Annotated in this window: 17 protein-coding genes; 10 read left to right on the plus strand and 7 right to left on the minus strand. The window is 68.8% G+C overall.

All coding sequences use genetic code 11. The features are described 5' to 3' along the window. Positions 1 to 30: 30 nt before the first annotated feature. Positions 31 to 2,004, minus strand: a complete 1,974-nt coding sequence (locus tag MMF94_RS35265) for an ATP-binding protein (protein ID WP_241041799.1) — start codon at positions 2,002 to 2,004, stop codon at positions 31 to 33. Positions 2,005 to 2,008: 4 nt separating this feature from the next. Further along, positions 2,009 to 3,607 carry an acyl-CoA carboxylase subunit beta gene (locus MMF94_RS35270; RefSeq protein ID WP_241041800.1) on the minus strand — a complete coding sequence of 533 codons (1,599 nt, stop codon included), beginning with the start codon at positions 3,605 to 3,607 and terminating at the stop codon, positions 2,009 to 2,011. Positions 3,608 to 3,787: 180 nt separating this feature from the next. Between MMF94_RS35270 and MMF94_RS35275 the strand changes: the two genes are divergently transcribed. After that, a complete protein-coding gene (locus MMF94_RS35275) occupies positions 3,788 to 4,405 on the plus strand; it encodes a nitroreductase family protein (protein WP_241041801.1) in 618 nt (205 codons plus the stop codon). Positions 4,406 to 4,426: 21 nt separating this feature from the next. On the opposite strand, the gene MMF94_RS35280 is transcribed toward MMF94_RS35275, so the two are convergent. The 3 genes from MMF94_RS35280 to MMF94_RS35290 all read right to left on the minus strand — a co-directional run bounded on the left by MMF94_RS35280 (position 4,427) and on the right by MMF94_RS35290 (position 6,801). Continuing rightward, positions 4,427 to 5,203 carry an SDR family oxidoreductase gene (locus MMF94_RS35280; RefSeq protein ID WP_241041802.1) on the minus strand — a complete coding sequence of 259 codons (777 nt, stop codon included), beginning with the start codon at positions 5,201 to 5,203 and terminating at the stop codon, positions 4,427 to 4,429. A 16-nt stretch (positions 5,204 to 5,219) separates the two neighbouring features. Then, a complete protein-coding gene (locus MMF94_RS35285) occupies positions 5,220 to 6,122 on the minus strand; it encodes a TIGR03619 family F420-dependent LLM class oxidoreductase (RefSeq protein ID WP_241041803.1) in 903 nt (300 codons plus the stop codon). Between the two features lie 64 nt (positions 6,123 to 6,186). Then, complete coding sequence (locus MMF94_RS35290; RefSeq protein WP_241041804.1) at positions 6,187 to 6,801, minus strand: hemerythrin domain-containing protein; 615 nt, start codon at positions 6,799 to 6,801, stop codon at positions 6,187 to 6,189. Positions 6,802 to 6,871: 70 nt separating this feature from the next. On the opposite strand from MMF94_RS35290, the gene MMF94_RS35295 reads away from it, so the two are divergent. From MMF94_RS35295 to MMF94_RS35310, 4 genes are all read left to right on the plus strand, one after another. Continuing rightward, complete coding sequence (locus MMF94_RS35295; protein ID WP_241041805.1) at positions 6,872 to 7,513, plus strand: TetR/AcrR family transcriptional regulator; 642 nt, start codon at positions 6,872 to 6,874, stop codon at positions 7,511 to 7,513. 95 nt (positions 7,514 to 7,608) lie between these two features. Next, positions 7,609 to 7,806: a hypothetical protein gene (locus MMF94_RS35300; RefSeq protein WP_241041806.1), complete on the plus strand. Its 198-nt coding sequence runs from the start codon at positions 7,609 to 7,611 to the stop codon at positions 7,804 to 7,806. 160 nt (positions 7,807 to 7,966) lie between these two features. Further along, entirely contained in the window at positions 7,967 to 8,404 is a 438-nt protein-coding gene (locus MMF94_RS35305; protein ID WP_241041807.1) for a helix-turn-helix domain-containing protein, read from the plus strand. Positions 8,405 to 8,599: 195 nt separating this feature from the next. Further along, positions 8,600 to 9,706, plus strand: a complete 1,107-nt coding sequence (locus tag MMF94_RS35310) for an LLM class flavin-dependent oxidoreductase (RefSeq protein ID WP_241041808.1) — start codon at positions 8,600 to 8,602, stop codon at positions 9,704 to 9,706. Positions 9,707 to 9,803: 97 nt separating this feature from the next. On the opposite strand, the gene MMF94_RS35315 is transcribed toward MMF94_RS35310, so the two are convergent. Next, positions 9,804 to 11,174, minus strand: a complete 1,371-nt coding sequence (locus tag MMF94_RS35315; protein WP_241041809.1) for an APC family permease — start codon at positions 11,172 to 11,174, stop codon at positions 9,804 to 9,806. 210 nt (positions 11,175 to 11,384) lie between these two features. Between MMF94_RS35315 and MMF94_RS35320 the strand changes: the two genes are divergently transcribed. The 3 genes from MMF94_RS35320 to MMF94_RS35330 all read left to right on the plus strand — a co-directional run bounded on the left by MMF94_RS35320 (position 11,385) and on the right by MMF94_RS35330 (position 14,745). Continuing rightward, complete coding sequence (locus MMF94_RS35320; protein ID WP_241041810.1) at positions 11,385 to 12,791, plus strand: LLM class flavin-dependent oxidoreductase; 1,407 nt, start codon at positions 11,385 to 11,387, stop codon at positions 12,789 to 12,791. Positions 12,792 to 13,098: 307 nt separating this feature from the next. Continuing rightward, positions 13,099 to 14,133 carry an alpha/beta fold hydrolase gene (locus MMF94_RS35325; RefSeq protein ID WP_241041811.1) on the plus strand — a complete coding sequence of 345 codons (1,035 nt, stop codon included), beginning with the start codon at positions 13,099 to 13,101 and terminating at the stop codon, positions 14,131 to 14,133. Between the two features lie 177 nt (positions 14,134 to 14,310). Further along, complete coding sequence (locus MMF94_RS35330) at positions 14,311 to 14,745, plus strand: alpha/beta fold hydrolase (protein ID WP_241041812.1); 435 nt, start codon at positions 14,311 to 14,313, stop codon at positions 14,743 to 14,745. Positions 14,746 to 14,760: 15 nt separating this feature from the next. On the opposite strand, the gene MMF94_RS35335 is transcribed toward MMF94_RS35330, so the two are convergent. Further along, complete coding sequence (locus tag MMF94_RS35335; RefSeq protein ID WP_241041813.1) at positions 14,761 to 15,468, minus strand: thiamine phosphate synthase; 708 nt, start codon at positions 15,466 to 15,468, stop codon at positions 14,761 to 14,763. Positions 15,469 to 15,891: 423 nt separating this feature from the next. On the opposite strand from MMF94_RS35335, the gene MMF94_RS35340 reads away from it, so the two are divergent. Then, a complete protein-coding gene (locus tag MMF94_RS35340) occupies positions 15,892 to 17,103 on the plus strand; it encodes an MFS transporter (RefSeq protein WP_241041814.1) in 1,212 nt (403 codons plus the stop codon). Between the two features lie 500 nt (positions 17,104 to 17,603). Then, a complete protein-coding gene (locus tag MMF94_RS35345; RefSeq protein WP_241041815.1) occupies positions 17,604 to 18,440 on the plus strand; it encodes an LLM class F420-dependent oxidoreductase in 837 nt (278 codons plus the stop codon). Positions 18,441 to 18,474 lie beyond the last annotated feature (34 nt).

Raw genomic sequence — 18,474 nt, forward strand, 5'->3', positions numbered from 1 at the left:
AGGCCTCGGCCCTCTCGACGGCCGACCGGTTCACCCGGACGTCTCCGGCCCGGGCTCCTCCACCACGGCCAGCACCTGCCCGGTGCTCACCTGGTCGCCGGGCGCGACCGCGATCTCGGCGACGATCCCGTCGACCGGCGCCGCGACGGTGTGCTCCATCTTCATCGCCTCCAGCACCAGCAGCGGCTGCCCCGCCGTGACCGCGGCGCCGCGGGTGGCGAGCACCCGCACGACGCCACCGGGCATGGGCGCGAGCAGCGATCCGGCGTGGGCGACGGCGTTCGGGTCGGCGAAGCGCGGTACCTCGGCCAGCGCGGCGGATCCGTCGGGACCGTCCACATAGGACCATCCCAGGACGCGGTGCACTGCGTAGGCGCGTCGCACGCCGCCGACCATCAGTTCCACGGCGTCCGGCGTAGCCCACAGGAGCCGGACGGGAAGTGGATCGCCGTTCACGGCCAGCTCCAGCCCGGTCCGGCGGAAGGCGTAGGTGACCTCGAGGGTCTGCTCGCCGAGGGTGTAGGCGACGCGCTGTGGCATCCCGCCGACGTTGCGCCAGCCCGACGGGAGCCCGCCCACCACCCGCGCCGCCGCCCGGTTCGTGGCCTGGGCGGCGAGGGCGGCGGCCGCGGCGTGCACCGCTCCACCTGCGGCGCCCGAGCTGAGCACAGCGGGATCGTTCCTGGTCAGGTAGCCGGTGTCGGTCCGGCCGGCGAGGAACTCCCGCTCACGGAGAATCCCGACGAGCAGATCGCGGTTGGTCGTCACGCCGTGGATCTCGGCCCGCTGCAGCGCCCGAGCCAGCGTGCGTGCGGCATCGGTACGGGTGCGGCCGTGAGCGATCACCTTGGCCAGCATCGGGTCGTAGTGGGTGCCGACGACCGAGCCGTCGACGACGCCGGAGTCGACGCGCACGCCGGGCAGCGCGGGGACGCGGAAGCGGTGCAGCGTGCCGGTGGCGGGCAGGAAGCCCGCGGGGACGTCCTCGGCGTAGAGCCTGACCTCGATCGCGTGCCCGGTGATCGCGGCGCCGGTGACCTCCGGGGGCAGCTGCTCGCCCTCGGCCACCCGCAGCTGCAGCTCCACCAGGTCCAGCCCCGTGACCAGCTCGGTGACCGGGTGCTCCACCTGCAGCCGGGTGTTGACCTCCAGGAAGAAGAACCGCCCGTCGCGGTCCAGCACGAACTCCACGGTGCCTGCGCCGGTGTAGCCGATCGCCTTTCCGGCAGCCACGGCCGCGGCGCCGAGCTCGGCGCGCAGCGCGTCGTCGACGACCGGCGACGGGCTCTCCTCGACGATCTTCTGGTAGCGGCGCTGGATGGAGCACTCACGCTCGAACAGGTGCACGACCTCGCCGTGGGCATCGCCGAGGATCTGCACCTCGATGTGGCGGGGGTCGACCACGAACCGCTCCAGGAACACCGTGCCGTCCCCGAACGCCGACGCGGCCTCCCGCCGCGCACCCTCGACGGCCGCGGCGAGCTCGGCGGGGTCACCGACGACGCGCATGCCGCGCCCGCCGCCCCCGAACGCGGCCTTGACCAGCACCGGGAACCCGATGTCGGCCGCGACCGCGGCGAGGTCGCTGTGCTCGGTGACAGTGGCGCCGGGCAGGACCGGCACCCCGGCCTTCTCCATGAGGGACTTGGCCTCGATCTTCGACCCCATCGACGCGATCGCGTCCGGCGACGGGCCCACGAAGATCAGCCCCGCCTCGGCGCACGCCCTGGCGAAGTCCGCGTTCTCCGACAGGAAGCCGTACCCGGGATGCACGGCGTCGGCGCCGGTGGTCGTCGCCGCGGCGACGACGAGGTCACCGCGCAGATAGGTCTCCGCCGGAATGGCCCCGGGCAGGCGCACCGCCTCGTCGGCCAGCCGGACGAACGGAGCGTCGGCATCCGGGTCGGAGTAGACCGCGACGGTGGCGATGCCCACGGCGTGGGCGGTGCGCATGACCCGCGCGGCGATCTCCCCGCGGTTGGCGACCAGGAGCTTCGAGATCATGCCTTCACATCCGGAAGACGCCGAAGCCACGACGGCCGGCGACGGTGTTCGAGTGGACGGTGGACAGCGACATGCCGAGCACGGTCCGGGTGTCGCGGGGGTCGACGATGCCGTCGTCGTAGAGCCGGGCGGTGACGAAGAAGGCATGTGACTCGGCCTCGATCTGGGCCTCGATCGCCGCGGTCCGGCTCCGGTCGGCCTCCTCGTCGAACGGCCTGCCCTGCGACGCGGCCGACGCCCGGCCGACGATCGACATCACACCGGCGAGCTGCGCCGCACCCATCACGGCGAGCTTGGCACCCGGCCAGGCGAACATCAGCCGCGGGTCGTACGCGCGGCCGGACATGCCGTAGTTGCCCGCCCCGAACGACGACGCCATGTTGATGGTCAGGTGCGGCACGGTGCTGTTGGTGACGGCGTTGATCATCTTGGCGCCGTCCTTGATGATCCCGCCCTGCTCGTACTGGGCGCCGACCATGTACCCGGTGGTGTTCTGCAGGAACACGAGCGGGGTGTCGGTCTGGTTGGCGAGCAGGATGAACTCGCTGGCCTTCTTGGCCTCCTCGCTGAAGAGCACGCCACGGTGGTTGGCGAGCACGCCCACCGGATAGCCGTGGATGCTCGCCCATCCCGTGACGAGCGAGGTGCCGTAGAGCGGCTTGTACTCGTCGAAGTCCGAACCGTCGACGGTGCGCGCCAGCACCTCGCGGGGATCGAAGGGCACCTTCGGGTCCGGGGAGATGATCCCGAGGATCTCCTCGGGGTCGTAGCGCGGTGGCTCGGGGTTCTGCGCCGCGGGCGGACCGAGCTTGCGCCAGTTGATGCGGGACATGATCTGACGGCCGAGCCGGATGGCGTCGTGCTCGTCGGCGGCGAAGTAGTCCGACAGCCCGGAGACGCGGGAGTGCATCTCCGCGCCGCCGAGCGACTCGTCGTCGGACTCCTCGCCGGTGGCCATCTTCACCAGCGGCGGACCACCGAGGAACACCTTGGCCTGACGATCGACCAGCACGGCGTAGTCGCACATGCCCGGCACGTACGCGCCGCCCGCCGTCGAGTTGCCGAAGACGATCGCGACCGTCGGGATTCCCAGCGACGACAGCTCGGTCAGCTCGTGGAAGATCCGCCCGGCGGGGACGAAGAGATCGGCCTGGGTGGGCAGGTCGGCGCCACCGGACTCCACGAGGTTGACCACCGGGAGCCGGTTGACCCGCGCGATCTCCAGTGCGCGCAGCGTCTTGCGCAGCGAGTAGGGGTTCATCGCGCCGCCGCGCACGGTGGCGTCGTGGCCGATCACCATGCACTCCACGCCGCACACCACGCCGATGCCGGTGAGCACGGACGCGCCGACCGTGAACTCGGTGCCCCACGCCGCGAGCGCCGAGAGCTCCAGGAACGGGCTGTCCGGGTCGAGGAGCAGCTCCAGGCGCTCGCGGACGGGGAGCTTCCCGCGGTCGCGGTGGCGCTGCATGTAGCGCTCCCCGCCGCCCGCGACGACCAGCTCCAGCTGCTCGTCCAACTGGGCCAGCACCTCGAGCTGGGCCTTGCGGTTGCTCGCGTAGGTCTCGGAGGACACGTCGAGCTGCGACCTCAGGACGGTCATCACACTTCCCCGTAATGCCCGGCGTGCAGCTCCCGGACCACGTTCTTCTTCTCGCGTTTCGGAACCGTACTGCTGTCAGGGGCCATGCCCTCGCAGCACTACGGCTCCGAAACGCACGTGCGTCCGCGCGACGTAGCCTGATCAAGGCCGCGCCTGCACGCCATCCACCGAAAGGCCCCGATGGACAGCGACACGATGCTCAGCACCACTCGCTCCGTCCGCTTGAAGCTCGACCTCGACCGGCCCGTCGAGCACGAGGTCATCGACGACTGCCTGCGCCTCGCGTTGCAGGCCCCCACTCCGGCGAACATGCAGAACTGGCGCTGGCTCGTGATCCGCGACCAAGGCGTCAAGAACGAGCTCGGTGCGCTCTTCCGCGAAGAAGGCACCGCCTACATAGCGGAGGAGGCCGCGGGCGCGCCCGAGCATGCGCTCCGCTCCGGCCGGCACCTCATCGACGTCATCGAGCGGGTCCCCGTGCTGGTCGTGCCGTGCCTGCTCGGCCGCCCACCAGCGGACAACAACCCCTTCGACCTGTCGGTGTTCTACGGCGGGATCTTCCAGGCGACCTGGAGTTTCCAGCTCGCCCTACGCTCGCGGGGCCTCGGATCGACCTTCACCACGTACCACCTGCGGCGAGCGGCCGAAGCGGCGAAGATCCTTCGCCTTCCGGACGACGTCACCCAAACCAGCCTCATACCCGTCGCCTACACCACGGTGACGGACTTCAAGCCCGCGCCACGCTTACCTGTCAGCGAGGTCGCCTACGCGGACCACTGGGGCACGCCACTGCGCTGACGGGCGTCCGTCACGTCGAGGTCAGTGTGCGCCGCGTTCGGCAGACTCCAGGTGCGTCCGGCCGTTCGACGTGGACAGGCCGCCATCGACAGCGATGCTCTGGCCGGTTATCCACCGACCGGCATCGGATGCGAGGAAACCGACGACGTCGGCGATGTCGGAGGGATGGCCCAGCCGACCCAGCGGGGTGCGGGCGACCAAGGCTTCCACCGGCACCGAGGACGCGGGAAATCCCTCGGTGGAGGTCGGTCCTGGTAGGACGCTGTTGACGGTGATGCACCGTGGGCCCACCTCGTGGGCGAAAACGCGGACGAGTTGCTCACCGGCGGCCTTGCTGGCCGCGTACAAGGCTTTCTCGGGCGGGCCCGTGCGGGTGGCCGTCGACGAGATGAACACGATCCGGCCTCCGTCACGCATCCTGCGCGCGGCCTCGCGAAATGCGAGAAAGGTGGCCTGGGCGTTGAGCGCGAAGGTGTGCGCGTAATCGTGATCAGTGGCCGTGGCCAAGGGGCCCGTCACGAAGCCGGCCGCGTTGAGTACCAGCACGTCAAGACCGCCGTAATGGCGCTCGGCCGAGTCGAAGAGGGAGAGAAGCTCCGCGGGGTCAGCCGCGTCCGCACGCTCCGATGTGGCCCGTCCACCCTGGCTCGCGATGGTGGCGACCACGTGCTCGGCCTCGGCGGCATGAGTGCGGTAGTTGACGACGACAGCCGCGCCGTCAGCGGCCAAGCGCAGTGCGGTGGCCCGGCCGATCCCTCGTGAGCTCCCGGTCACCAGCGCGACCCGGTCGGCAGCCACCCCGACCTCGCGTGACCTACTGCGCACGGACAAGGCCCAGCACGCGACCGGCCAGATCCACGGCGTGTTCGACGCTCGTGGCTCGGTCACGGAAGGTGAGGTCGACGAAGGCGTGGTTCACCGCGGCTTCGTCGCGAGCCCGCAGGATGGTCTCGGCGATGCTGTCCACCGAGTCACCGGCTTTCGTGTTGACGCGGAGGATGACGTCCAGCTCGTCCGGATCCCGGCCCGCGCGGGCAGCCGCATCCCGGATGCGGGCCATGGGGGTCGTGATGGTGGTCGGCTCGAAGGGGCCAGGAGCCACCGCTGGGAGGAAACCGTTGGCGCGCCGTGCCACTCGGTTGATGCTGGTCGATGTGGACGCGGGCATGTAGACGGGCGGGCCTGGGCGCTGCACGGGCTTGATGTCGACGTAGCTTGCGGCAGTGGTCCAGAACGCGCCCTTGTGGTCAACGGGGTTCGTGCTCCAGAACGCTGCGAGCGCGTCGAGGCACTCATCGAGGCGACGCCCTCGTTCCGCGATCGGAATGCCGACGGATCGGAATTCCTCGGGAGCCCATCCGGCACCGAGACCGGCGATCACCCGGCCACCGCTGAGCTGGTCGATTGTGGCGAGCGAACGGGCGAGCAGCGCCGGGGCGTACCAGGGTGTGATGAGCACGCTGCTGCCGAGGAGCGGCCGAGTGGTCACGACGGCGGCGACGGTGAGCGTCGCGAACGGGTCCAGCCCTGCCCGGAACTCCGTCGGAAACGCCGTGGTGCCCGGATAGTTGATCTCCGGCTCGAGTGGGGCCAACAGCCGGTCCCCCACCCAGAGGCTGTCCGCCCCCATCTCTTCGGCCTGGCGGGCGAACATCGCGACGCCTTCCGGGCGGTGGGCATGGCTGCCGAACTGCGGCAGGTTGAAGCCGATCTGCATACTCGGACTCCTCGTCCATCTCATCGGGCCACGACGACACTCGGGATTCGCGGCACCTGGGGGGTCAGCCAGCCGCCGTGAGCCGGCCGAGCGTTTCCTGTGCCTGATCGCGCAGTTCCGCCCGCAGCGGCGCGGGCATGTCCCGGAGAATGATCTCCACGTCTTCCGGGGTGCCCACCTGTTCGAGGAAGCCGACCAGAAGGTGTGCCCCCACGCCGGGCGTCGTCGCCCGGACCTGCCGGGCGAAGTCGTCCCACGCCTCGTCGGAGACGTGCTGGCTCAGCGCCGGGAGCAGGACGGGCTCCTCGTTTTCCAGATGGGCATGGACCAGGTCGCGGACGGCGACTGCCGCGTCGACGAGTGCAGTGCGACCGGGTGCATCGACCGAGGCCGCGGCGAGCGCCTCCAGGGCCGCCTCCAGTTGGTCGTGCTCAGCGCTGAGGCGGGTCAGCGGCTCAGCGATCCCAGGCGCCAGCTCTTCGATCATCGGCCAGAGAACGTCGTCTTCCGATTTGTGGTGGCTGTCCAGATGCGCGACGAGGAAGTCGCGCAGCTCGGCCAGGGCGGTCCCGGAGGCCGCCGGGTTCGCTGCGGCTTCTGCCAGGACGGTGCTGGCCCTGCGATGGGTGTCGTGCACGAGGCGGGTATGGACGACCGCGGTCATCGTGGAGGCCTTCACCCCCGCCACCGTATGAGCATAGGCCCCTATGGTCAATATTCGACACTGTTGCCGCCAGTACTATCCGGCGATGCGCTCGTACAACTCACCGCGACGACGGGACGCCGCGCTCGCCACGCGCGAGGCGATCCTCGAGAGCGGACGGAGGCTGTTCCTCGCCAACGGCTTCGCGCAGGTGACGGTCGCGGACATCGCCAAGGACGCGCGAGTGGCCGTCCCGACGGTGTACGGCAGCACCGGCGGCAAGGCAGCGATTCTCGAAGCCCTGCTGGCACCGGCGGCCGCAGACCCCGCGGTCGAGCAAACCCTCACCGGGATCGCGGCGACCGATGACCCGCGTACGGTCATCGCGATCACCGCGGCGGGCACCCGGCAGACACACGAGCGGCACTGGGAACTCGTCTGGAACCTGCTCTACCGCAATCTGACCGAGCCGTCCGCGGCGCCCGTCCTGGACGCGAACAAGGCGGCCTACCTCAGCGCCCTCACGGCCGTGGCCGACCGGCTCGCCGCCCTGAACGCGCTGAAGCCGGAACTGGACCGCACCGCCGTGGTCGACCTGCTGTGGTTCTACCTCGGCCGGCCGGCCTGGTACACCCTCGTCGGCGAGCGGGGCTGGGACTTCGACCGGGCCGAGACATGGCTGGCCGACGCGGCCCAGCACGCCCTGCTGCACACGCTCCCCACATCACCAGGACAAGGATTGTCGTGACCCCCACCCATCGAGGAAGACGATGTTCCGGTCGATGGGATTGCGCCTGACAACATCATCACCGTCGACACCCATGACCTGCACGGCGTGGTCCCATGACCACACAGGGCGATATCGGGGCGTGGCATTTTCTCGGCACCGGAAGACATTTCCTCCTCGAGCATTGCCACAGCAGATACGGAGTGGCGATGCTCGAAACCATGAATGACGTGTCGTGGAGCCGGGGCACAGCAGGACGTGCACTTTGCGGACGTGCAGTGATCGAAGACGGCAATATCCGGTACGTCACCTGATCGCGCCGACTTCGACGTCTGCCCGCCGAGTCCGAACACAGGCAAAGTGCGCACAATGCAGTCCAAGACGGAGCGCAAATAGCGCCTCGAGATGTCATTATCGACACAAATCGGAATTAGGCAATTGCTGCATACGATTCTGCAGGTCAGCCTCACGGTCGTGCAGATTCACGAGTTCTCCAGCAAGGAGTTCGAAGACGCCGTCAGTGACTTCTTCATACCGGTGATCGTTCACAGCGGTCCAGATTTTCGCGGGCGGGTGGCGTTGCACGAGCTGGACAAGGACCTGACTCTCTCGCTGACGCGCTGGGGGGCCGAGATCGGCGGTCCGGACCGATCGAATGGCGGCGACTGCCTCACCGCACCGCAGCGACTCGACGCCGGACACGCCGCGATCGACCTGCTCGCCGTGGCGCTGCGGAGCGCCGTCCCGCGGTACCCGGAAGCGACGGCTCCGAAGGTGCTGCTGGAGATGATGCTCATGCACGTCCGCCAACACCTGGCCGACCCGCGGTACGCCTGCCTCGCGATGGCGGACATCGCGGCAGCCTTGGGCTTCGTCGAACGCGGGACGTTCCTGCGGGCGTTCCGGCGGTAGTACGGGATGACTCCCGACTGCTGGCGACGTGAGCATTTCCATTCCAGATCTGCTGCCGCAGCCGTTGACGAGGAAAAGTACCCCCGGCGACGAGAAAGCGCTCGCCATCGAGATCGCCGACATCATCGATCGATCAGCCCATGCGCCTGAAGCAACACCACATTCAGCTCCACATGAGATGCCGGAGGATTTCACGTGCGGATCGGCCACGCCATTTGCACCCAGAACTACTGGGACTGGAAGCGCTTCAACTCGGGCGTCGACGAACCCCTTGACTACCCCGACCACCGATTGACGTCCGAAGCGGTGGAGCTCGCAGTGCTCGCCGATGACCTCGGCTTCGACACGCTGTGGAGCACGGAGCATCACTTCAGTCCGTACCTCATGACGCCGTCGCCGATCCAGCTGCTGAGCTACCTGGCCGGCCGCACCAAGAACGCCGACGTCGGGTCCGCTGTGATCGTCCCCCCGTGGCACGATCCGGTGCGGTTGGCCGAAGAGATCGCGATGATGGACATCATGCTGGGTGACCGCACGTGTTTCCTCGGCTTCGGCCGGGGCGCCTCGGCGGACGAGTTCGACGGGCTACGGGTTCCCATGAGCGAGTCACGAGCACGATTCGCCGAATGTTTGGAGATCGTCCGCCGGGGTCTCAGTGAGACCAGGTTCTCCTTCGAGGGCGAGTACTACCACATTCCAGAAATAGAGATTCGGCCCAGTCCCCGCAGGGATCTCACCGAGCGAATGTACTGCGCATGGATGAGCCCGGAGACGCTCGAGATCGCGGCGATGCAGGGACTGGGTGCGATGTTCGCCGTCTCCCGGGAGCTGGCGGACTATCCGAAGGAGACCGCCGCCTTCAATGCGGCGCGCGCTGGAGTGGGCCTCGGTCCGTCAGCTCCGATCGTCATCAACGCCGTCGCTTGCGCCGACAGCGAACAGGAGGCCTACGAGCGAGCACTCCACTACGCGGAGTACCTGGAAAGCGTCGCCCTGCATTACAACTGGATAGACGCCGCACGGTACAAGAAGATCGGCGGCTACGACTTCTACGTCGCAAAGGGCGAAGCGCTCGGCGCCGAACAGACGCGGCGCGACGAAGTGGCGAAGGTTTTATGGGGCACCCCCGATCAGGTGATCGAGAAGATCGAGGCACTCCAACAGGCGGCGTCCGCCGGCGAGATCGCCTCGTTCTTCCGGTACGGCAGCATGTCCTACGAGAGCGCGGAACGAAACATGCGGCTGTTCGCAGAGAAAGTTCTGCCGGTCGTACAGAAGTTCCCAGAACCTGCACCCGGATGACCCCGAGCAAGGGGAACATCCACCGCACACGACTGATGGCCACCGCAGGAGCGTTCTGCCATGTGTGCGGTGGCCAGGAGGTGTGTGCCGTCGACGGCTAGCGCAGCGCCGCTGTGCGGCGAATCGCCACGCGGTTGACCGCCCACAGCGCGACGCCCACGAGCAGCACCACGACGACTCGCAGCAGGACCTCGGCCTCCTGCTGGGTCAGCAGAGCGACGCAGACCACTGCTCCCAGAACAGGCAGTGCGGTCGGGGCGCGGAAATGCTTGTGGTCCACCTGCTCCCGGCGCAGCACCAGCACCGAGACGTTCACCATCGCGAACACGATCAGCAGCAGCGCAACAGTCGTCGTCGCGAGCACGGCCAGCCTGCCGGTGAACACGAAGATCATGGCGACCGCGGTGACCGCGACCGCGGCGATCCACGGCGTGTGCCGGGTGGGGTGCACCGTAGCCAGGCTTCCGTGCAGGACCTTCTGGTCCGCCATGCCGTAGAGCATCCGCGATGCCGAGAGAAGGTTGATCAATACGCCATTGCCGACGGCGAGTGCGGCGATCACGGTGAACAGCGCCGCCGGCACGGCCAGCGGGCTCTGCCGCAGGACCTCGAGCAGCGGCGCGGATGACGTGGCGAGCTGGTCGCCGCCGACGACGACCGACGCCAGCACCGCGATGGTCAGGTACAGCGCCGCAGCCGTCAGCAGGGCGATCACCAGCGCGCGGGCGCACGCCCTGGCGGGGTTTCTGGTTTCCTCCGCCATGTTGGCGGCGTCCTCGAACCCGACGAACGCGAAGAAGGCGAGGCTCGTGGCCGCCACGACGGCCGCAATCACTGAGGCGTCGGCCGCGCCGGCCTCGGCTCCGCCGCCGGTGGCGGCGAAGTCGGTGAGGTTGCCCACTGCGCCGGTGCCGACCATGATCGCCGCGATCGCAGCCAGAATGACGAGTGCGAGCCCGCCGAGCTCGATGACGGTGAGCACGCTGTTGAAGCGCGCCGAGAGTGACACCCCCAGCACGATGATCGTCCCGAGCACGATGATCACGAAGACCGCGGTGACCAGCGTCGGGACGGAGAGCACCTCTTCGATGTACCCACCGGCGGCCAACGACAGCGTCGATGCGGAGTTCACCGCGGAGGCGACCATCGCGAACATCACCATGAACGTCACGAACGGCGCGCGGAACGCCTGGTGCACGTACGTGGCGGCGCCGCCTGCCCTGGGGTACTTGCTGGACAGTTCCGCGTAGCTGAACACGGTGAGGATCGCGAGCGCCAACGCCACCAGGAAGGGGATCCAGATCGCGCCGCCGACGTGCGCCGACATCTGGCCGACCAGCCCGTAGATGCCTGCGCCCACCACGTTGCCCAGACAGATGAGGACGAGCTGGCGCTGGCTCAGTGATCGGCGCAGCCGGCCGTTAGGCTGCTCCTCGACCGTGGCACCCGTGACATCGGCGTGCTCCATGCGGATTCCCCCCACCGCCACAACCGGACCAATCCCCCAATCCGGTCAATCGAGGCAGCATAGCTGTGATCGAGACCGATGAGGAGAGCACGAGCGCCGCCAGCTCGGTCGCTGTCACCGCTACGAGACAGCTGTCATGATCGTGCCGGTGATGATCGCTCTGGTGCAGCTCGCGGGCACACTCACCGTCCGACGGCTGGACGAGCGGCTGTGAGCGCGGCAACGGGTCGGCCCCGGCTGCTGCTCAGCGCGTTCGTCATGGCCACCACGTCACACATCCTCGAAGGCCAGTGGCGCCATCCCGACGCCCAGCAGCACCGCTTCGACGAGCTGTCACTGTGGACCGACCTCGCACAGCAGCTGGAAGAAGCCCGGTTCGACGCGATGTTCTTCGCCGACGTCGTGGGGCTGTACGGCAACTACCGCGGTAGCTGGGACACCTTCGTCACCGAGGGCCTGCAGATTCCGTCCCACGATCCGTCGGTGATGATCTCGGCTCTCGGGGCGGTGACCGAGCACCTCGGCCTGGCGTGGACGAGCTCCGTGATCCAGGAGCACCCGTTCACGTTCGCACGCAGGGCGAGCACCCTCGACCACCTGACGAAGGGCCGCATCGGCTGGAACATCGTCACGTCGGCACTGGAGAACTCCCACCGCAACTTCGGGATGCCAGGGCTCACTCCGCACGACGACAGGTACAAGTGGGCGGACGAGTACGTGGATGTCGTCTACCGGCTGTGGGAAGGCAGCTGGGACGACGGCGCACTGCTGCGCGACAAGGCGGGAAGCCGCCACGCCGACCCCAGGCGGATTCACAAGATCCACTATCAGGGCGAGCGGTACTCCGTCGAGGGGCCGCACCTGGTGGCCCCATCACCTCAGCGAACGCCGGTGCTGTTCCAGGCCGGCACCTCGCCGGCCGGGATGGCCTTCGCCGCCCGCAATGCCGAGGCCGTCTTCATGTTCGCCGGCTCGCTCGGCAACGCGGAGAAGGTGGCCACGACGGTGCGCAGGCTCGCGGTGCAGCACGGCCGCGCGGCATCCGACCTGCGGTTCTTCGCCGGGCTGTCGTTCGTGGTCGGCAGCACGGAGGACGAGGCCCGCAGGCGGAAGGCCGACTACGACTCCTACATGTCGCCCGACGGGCTCGCCGCGCACATGCTCGGCGGCATGGGCGTCGATCTCGGGGATGCCCCGCTCGACACGCCGTTGAAGGATTTGGAGGTCGAGGGCGCCCGGGGAGTGCTGCAGGCCATCATCGACTCGGTGCCGGGCGGCAACCCGACGATCGAGGACATGGTGCGTTATCGCGCCGAGCGGATGCGGCTGGTCGGCACGCCGGAGCAGATCGCCGACGAGCTCGAACGCTGGCAGGACGCGGGAATCGACGGCATCAACGTCATCAACCACGTCATCCCGGGCAGCTATACCGAGGTGATCGAAGGGCTGCTCCCCGAGCTGCAGAAGCGCGGGCTGGCACAGACCGAGTACCGCGCCGGAACCTTCCGCGAGAAGCTGTTCGCCGACGCACCCGGCAGACCGCCCGGCGACGGCAGGCTCGACGCGCGCCACCCGGCCGCTGCCCACCGCGGAGCGTTCCGCGACGCCGCTCGATGACGGTGGCCGGAACGAACAAATGCGAATGTGCCGACGGAATCGCCCCGCGTTTGGGCCTGATCGAAGCAATGTCGGTGGGATCACTCCGAGATCGCGACTCCTGTGCGTCGCGACCGGGTATTCGTGATCGGCAATGAAGCCAGCCACCACCGACCGGTCGCGGCGGGCACCGAGAACGAGCTGAACCCGCGAACCAGGCCCGTAGTCACCACGCCGGCCGGTTGCGGAAACCCGCCGCAGCAGATTCGAGGGCTCCCTTGCGAGGGCGACCCCGGCAGCCGCTGCCGAACCCCGAACGGGAGCCACCATGTCGACGATCTCGGCACCCTGCGCGCTGTACCCACGTCGACAACGGGGCGCCCCAGGCCGGCGGGCGTTCGCCGTTCCCGTGACGCAGCGGGAGATCGTGCTGCACGGCCAGCGGGTGACGTTCCTGGAGGCGGGCGCCGACTGCGACGGGCCGGTAGTCGTGTTGCTGCACGGACTGGCCAGCAGCTCTCGGACCTGGTCATCCGTTCTGCCGCTCCTGGGCCGTCACGCCCACGTCATCGCCCCGGATCTGCTCGGTCACGGCCAGTCCGCGAAACCCCGCACCGGGGACTACTCGCTGGGCGCCTACGCGACCGAACTGCGTGACCTGCTGCTCACGCTGGGCCTGGACCAGGCCACCATCGTCGGGCACTCGTTCGGCGGCGGCGTCGCGATGCAGTTCGCCCACCAGTTCCCCGAGATGACCGAACGCCTGGTCCTCGAGGCGAGCGGTGGCCTCGGCCAAGGCGTCACGATCGCCCTGCGCGCCGCAACGCTCCCCGGCACCCCGCTGCTCCTGCGCGCGCTCTCCGCCATCACCCCACCCTGGCTCGCCAAGGCCGTCCACTGGGCCATGCACGCCCTGCCGACGCTCAACGGACCGGATCTCGACGGCCTGGCCAGCGCATTCGCCTCCTTCACCGACGACGGAGCACGCGGCGCCTTCGCCCAAACCGTGCGCGGCGCATTGGATTGGTCGGGCCAGCGCCTGGGAGGCCTCGAACGGCTCTACCTCCTGGCCGACGTTCCGGTGCTACTGATCGGCGGCAACAGAGACTCGGTCATTCCGTTCCAGCACACGGTGAGCGCTCACGATTTGCTGCCCGGCAGCCGTCTGGAGATCTTCGACGGAGCGGGGCATTTTCCGCATACCGAGCAACCGCGCCGATTCGCCGATCTGCTCGCCCACTTCCTCATCACCACACATGCAGCGCACTCGGACCTGCAGTCGCTGCGCCGCCGCTTGCAGTCATCGAGCCCTACCGGTTGCGAGCCTCCGACAGAGGCAGAACGTGCCGCGCGGTCGTCCTGACGGAGGAGAACGGCCTTCCGGTCCGGGCCGTCACACGTCAGCGGGCGGTCGCGGCTTGCCGGCCACCGTGACGGTTTCGCCTGCCTCGAGCATGAGCAGCCGGTCGCTCAGCCCGCGCCGCGCGAAAGCCGGAGGGATCGCACTCGACTCCTGCGTGAGGTGCTGCCAAGCCTCCAGATGGATCGGGATCACCGCCGGGGCGCCGAGGATCTCGGCCGCCTGCGCGACAAGGCGCACGCCTACCTGCACTACTGCTGGGGGCACTGGTCGGCGCCTGGCCTCGTCGTCGACGGGCCCGAGTTCGAGCGACTCGTCGACGACTACGCGCGCCCCGGCGCCTTCGAGGCGTCGACGATCTGGTACCGCGTCGGGCCGGGCCACGTGGCGCGCAGTCTGGCCGAGACACCGCCCGAGCACGCCAATCGCATCAGCCCGCCCACCCATGTGGTGTGGCCGGAGTTCGACGCACTGTTTCCTCGTGCCTGGTCCGAGCGGCTCGACGGGTTCTTCGCCGACGTCCACATGCACCCCGTTGACGGCATCGGCCACTTCACCCCTCTCGAGGCACCAGCGCAGTTCGCCCGACTCATCGACCTGCACGGCCAGGGCTGAGCTTTCCGGCGTCGCTCAGGCGACGAAGGCTTCGATCGCCGCCAGGCCATAGACGCCCGCGCCGATCAAGGCGTCGGCGGTTTCCGCGTTGACGCCACCGAGGGCGTAGACGGGCAGAACGCTTCCCTTCGCGATTTCGCCCGCAGCGGCAACACCCAGCGGGTTTGCGGCCGAGGGGCTGTTGCTGGGAAACACCGGCGAGACCACCACCGCCTCGACACCGCAGCGCTCTGCCACGTGGACGGCCGTCGCGTCGTGTGCGGCGGCGGTGAGACGCCAGGCCGGATGGGCCGCGCGGAGGGTCGGGCCGGTCTCGACCAGGCGTTGGGGCAGGTGCAGTCCATCGGCCTCGATCGTTTCGGCGAGGGCAGGATCGGCGCCTGCCAGCAGGAGGAGCCCGCGGCGGCGGGCGATCTCGGCGAGACGGAGACCGCGCGCAACGGCGTCGGATGTGCCGAACGGCCGATAGACGATCCCCGCCCCCGTCGGCAGGCGCTCGGCGACGGCCTCCGGCTGGGGCGTGCGCACAGGATCGGTGAAGAACAGCAGGCGAGGTAGCGGGTCGCTCGTCCCGGCCCATGGGCGAAGTCGCGCCGCCGTTCCGCAGAGAGCGTCGAGGCTGTCCGATCGCTGATCCACCACTTCCGGCACCTCCGCCGCCCACGCTGCGCCGCGACGGCCGCGGTGGCCAGCCCCGTCACATGTCGAGGTGAGCAGGCGCACGCACGCACGCACTCATATCGGCCCACCTGCGGTGATCTCGGACATCGATCCCGGCTCGCCGACGACCCGTCTCCCGGATTCGGCGGCTGGCGGCAGGGAGACCGGCCACGGGCGGCGTGGACCCCGATCTATGAACCACTACACATGTCTTTGTCCCGTGAGAGCGCCGAGCGTAGCGTGAGGTCAGTCCTTACACGTATAAGGCATTCGCGAACTCAGCGCCGCGTCGCAGCGCCGTGAACGAAGCGAAATCAGACAATCCGTCCAGTCCGACAACGCACTGCCGCGTGCCGACAAAGTGTCGGAAATCGACGGCGGAACGATCGCCCTACGATCACCTCGAGCTGTCTCGGCCTCACGCGATCGAGAATGCCGCATTCGTACGTTTCTGCACCGAACTCCCGAGTCGACTTGGAGCCGCGCGTGAGATGGTGGAAGCTCGCCCTATTCGTCGGTGCGTTCGCGGTGGGGAGCACCGAGTTCATCGTGGTGGGCCTGCTGCCCCAGATCGCGGCCGACACCGGGGTCACGGAGGCCGCCGCCGGGCAGCTTGTGAGCGTCAACGCGGTGGCGTTCGCCATCGGCGCCCCGATCCTGGCCGCCGCCTTCGCGCGCGTTGATCGGCGGCGCGTCCTGATCGGTTCGCTCGCCGTCTTCGTGGCCGCTCACCTCATGGCCGCGACCGCGCCCGACTTCACGGTCCTCCTGGCGTCACGGGTCCTCACGGGCGCATCGTTCGGGCTCTACATCGCCACCGCACTGGCAGTCGCCGCGCGCCTGGCCGGACCCGCCAACCGGGCCGCGGCGATGGCCACCGTCGTCTCGGGAGTGACCACTGCGACCGCCCTCGGCGTGCCCGCGAGCACCCTGCTCGGTCAACACGCCGGATGGCGCGTGCCGTTGGCCGCGATCGCGGCGCTGGCCGTTGTCGGACTGGTACTCGTCCTGTTCACGGTGCCCACCCTGGGAGCAGACAACGGCCCGCCGCTCCGCGAGCGCTCGACCGCACTGCTCGCCCGCCCCGTCCTGGTGGGGCTCGCGGCGGTCGCGCTGTTCTGGGCGGCGTCGTTCACCGCCTACACGTACCTCGTCCCGATGCTGGAGAACCGCGCTGATGTCCACGGAAGCCTGGTCACCGTGGTGCTGTTCATCGCCGGACTCGGCGCCGTGTGTGGCAACGTGCTCGGCGGACGGGGCGCCGACCGATGGCCGCGGGCGACAGTGCTCGTCACCGCCGCGATCACGACGGCATCCCTGTTCGCCCTGCTGCCCGCCTTCAGAACGCCCGTAGGTGCCATCGTGCTGGTCGCGGTCTGGCAGCTCGCGGCGTGGTCGTTCGTTCCCGGGGCACAGGCCGCCCTCTACAGCGCCGGCGGACAGGCCGGGGACCTCGTGGTCTCGTTCGTGGTGTCCGGCTTCAACATCGGGATCGTCGTGGGAGCCGGGCTCGGCGGCATCGCGCTCGACGGCGCCGGGCTCCCGGGGGTCGGGTTCCTCGCGGCCGGGCTCGCGGTGATCAGCCTCGTCCTCGTCGCCGCGATGGTCAGGATGTGGCCCGCCACCGAGGTGGGCGCGCGAGCCGAGACCGCACCGGCAGCCGCGACTCCGGCACAGTCGGAGAACTGCACCCCCTGAAGCGATCGGGCCGGCGACGGCGCACCGAGGTCCCGCGTACGCAGCACCGGCGCGCGCCACCGGCCTGACCGGGTTGCCGCCCGCGTACGTCTTGGTGATCCAAGGGCGCGGCCGGCACGCTCGCGCGCTCGCGGAGGGCGTCTGCGCAGGACGGCCCTGAACCCGCCGGGATCACACCGCAGTGCAGCCGCAGAGCCACCGGACCCATCCACGCGCCTTTCGGCTTCACCCCTACCGCAGACCAGCCCGGTCTCACTCACGGTGAGCCGCAGGTTGGCGCGCGGGCGGCGGCATCGCGCCGGTGAAAGCCGCGGGGCCGACCCCGCGTCGATGACGTCGCGACTCACATATACAGCCGTAGACTTCCTCTGCCAGCGCGGTCTACGCTCGTAAACATGGAGCCGCAACTCAACGGCTGACGCGCTCTCGGCACGGGGTCGGCCCACCGACTCCCACCGCCGACCTGAAGAGCTGATTCACAGCGAGACACAAGGAAGACCATGCGATTCGCTTTCAAGACCTCACCGCAGCACAGGACGTGGCCCGACATGCTGTCGATGTGGCGGGCAGCCGACGACATCGACGTGTACGAATCGGGATGGACCTTCGACCATTTCTATCCCATCGAAGGTGATCCGTCAGGGCCGTGCATGGAAGGCTGGACCACGCTGACCGCACTGGCCCAGGCCACGAATCGACTGCGGCTGGGCACCCTGGTCACCGGGATCCACTACCGCCACCCCGCCGTGCTCGCCAACATGGCGTCGGCCCTCGACATCATCTCCAACGGTCGCCTCGAGTTGGGCATCGGCGCCGGCTGGAACGAACCGGAATCCCGCGCGTACGGAATCGAGCTCGGCACCGTGACGGAACGCATGGATCGCCTCGAGGAGGCGTGCCAGGTTCTGATCGGGCTCCTGAGCCAGGAGACCACCGATTTCGACGGTCGGTTCTACCGACTGCAATCGGCGCGCAACGAACCAAAGGGGCCACAGCGACCGCACCCGCCGATATGTATGGGCGGCAGCGGTGAGAAGCGCACGCTGCGGATCACCGCGAAGTACGCCGACCACTGGAACTTCGTCATCGGCACCCCGGAAGAGTTCGCACGAAAACGCGACGTACTCGCCGGCCACTGCGCGGACATCGGCCGTGACCCCAAAGAGATCACGCTGTCGGCACACATCTGGCTCAACTCCGAGCGCGACTGTCGAAGGGTGATGGATGAGGCGGCTGCCTTCGGCGAAGAAGGTCTGGACCTGGCGATCATCTACCTGCGACCACCACTAAACGCCACGGTGCTAGAGCCGCTCGCCGAAGCGATCCGCGACCGGTAGAGACACTCGCGACCGGTAGAGACACTATGGAGCC

This window comes from Pseudonocardia alaniniphila, from assembly GCF_022524485.1.
Lineage (GTDB): Bacteria > Actinomycetota > Actinomycetes > Mycobacteriales > Pseudonocardiaceae > Pseudonocardia > Pseudonocardia alaniniphila.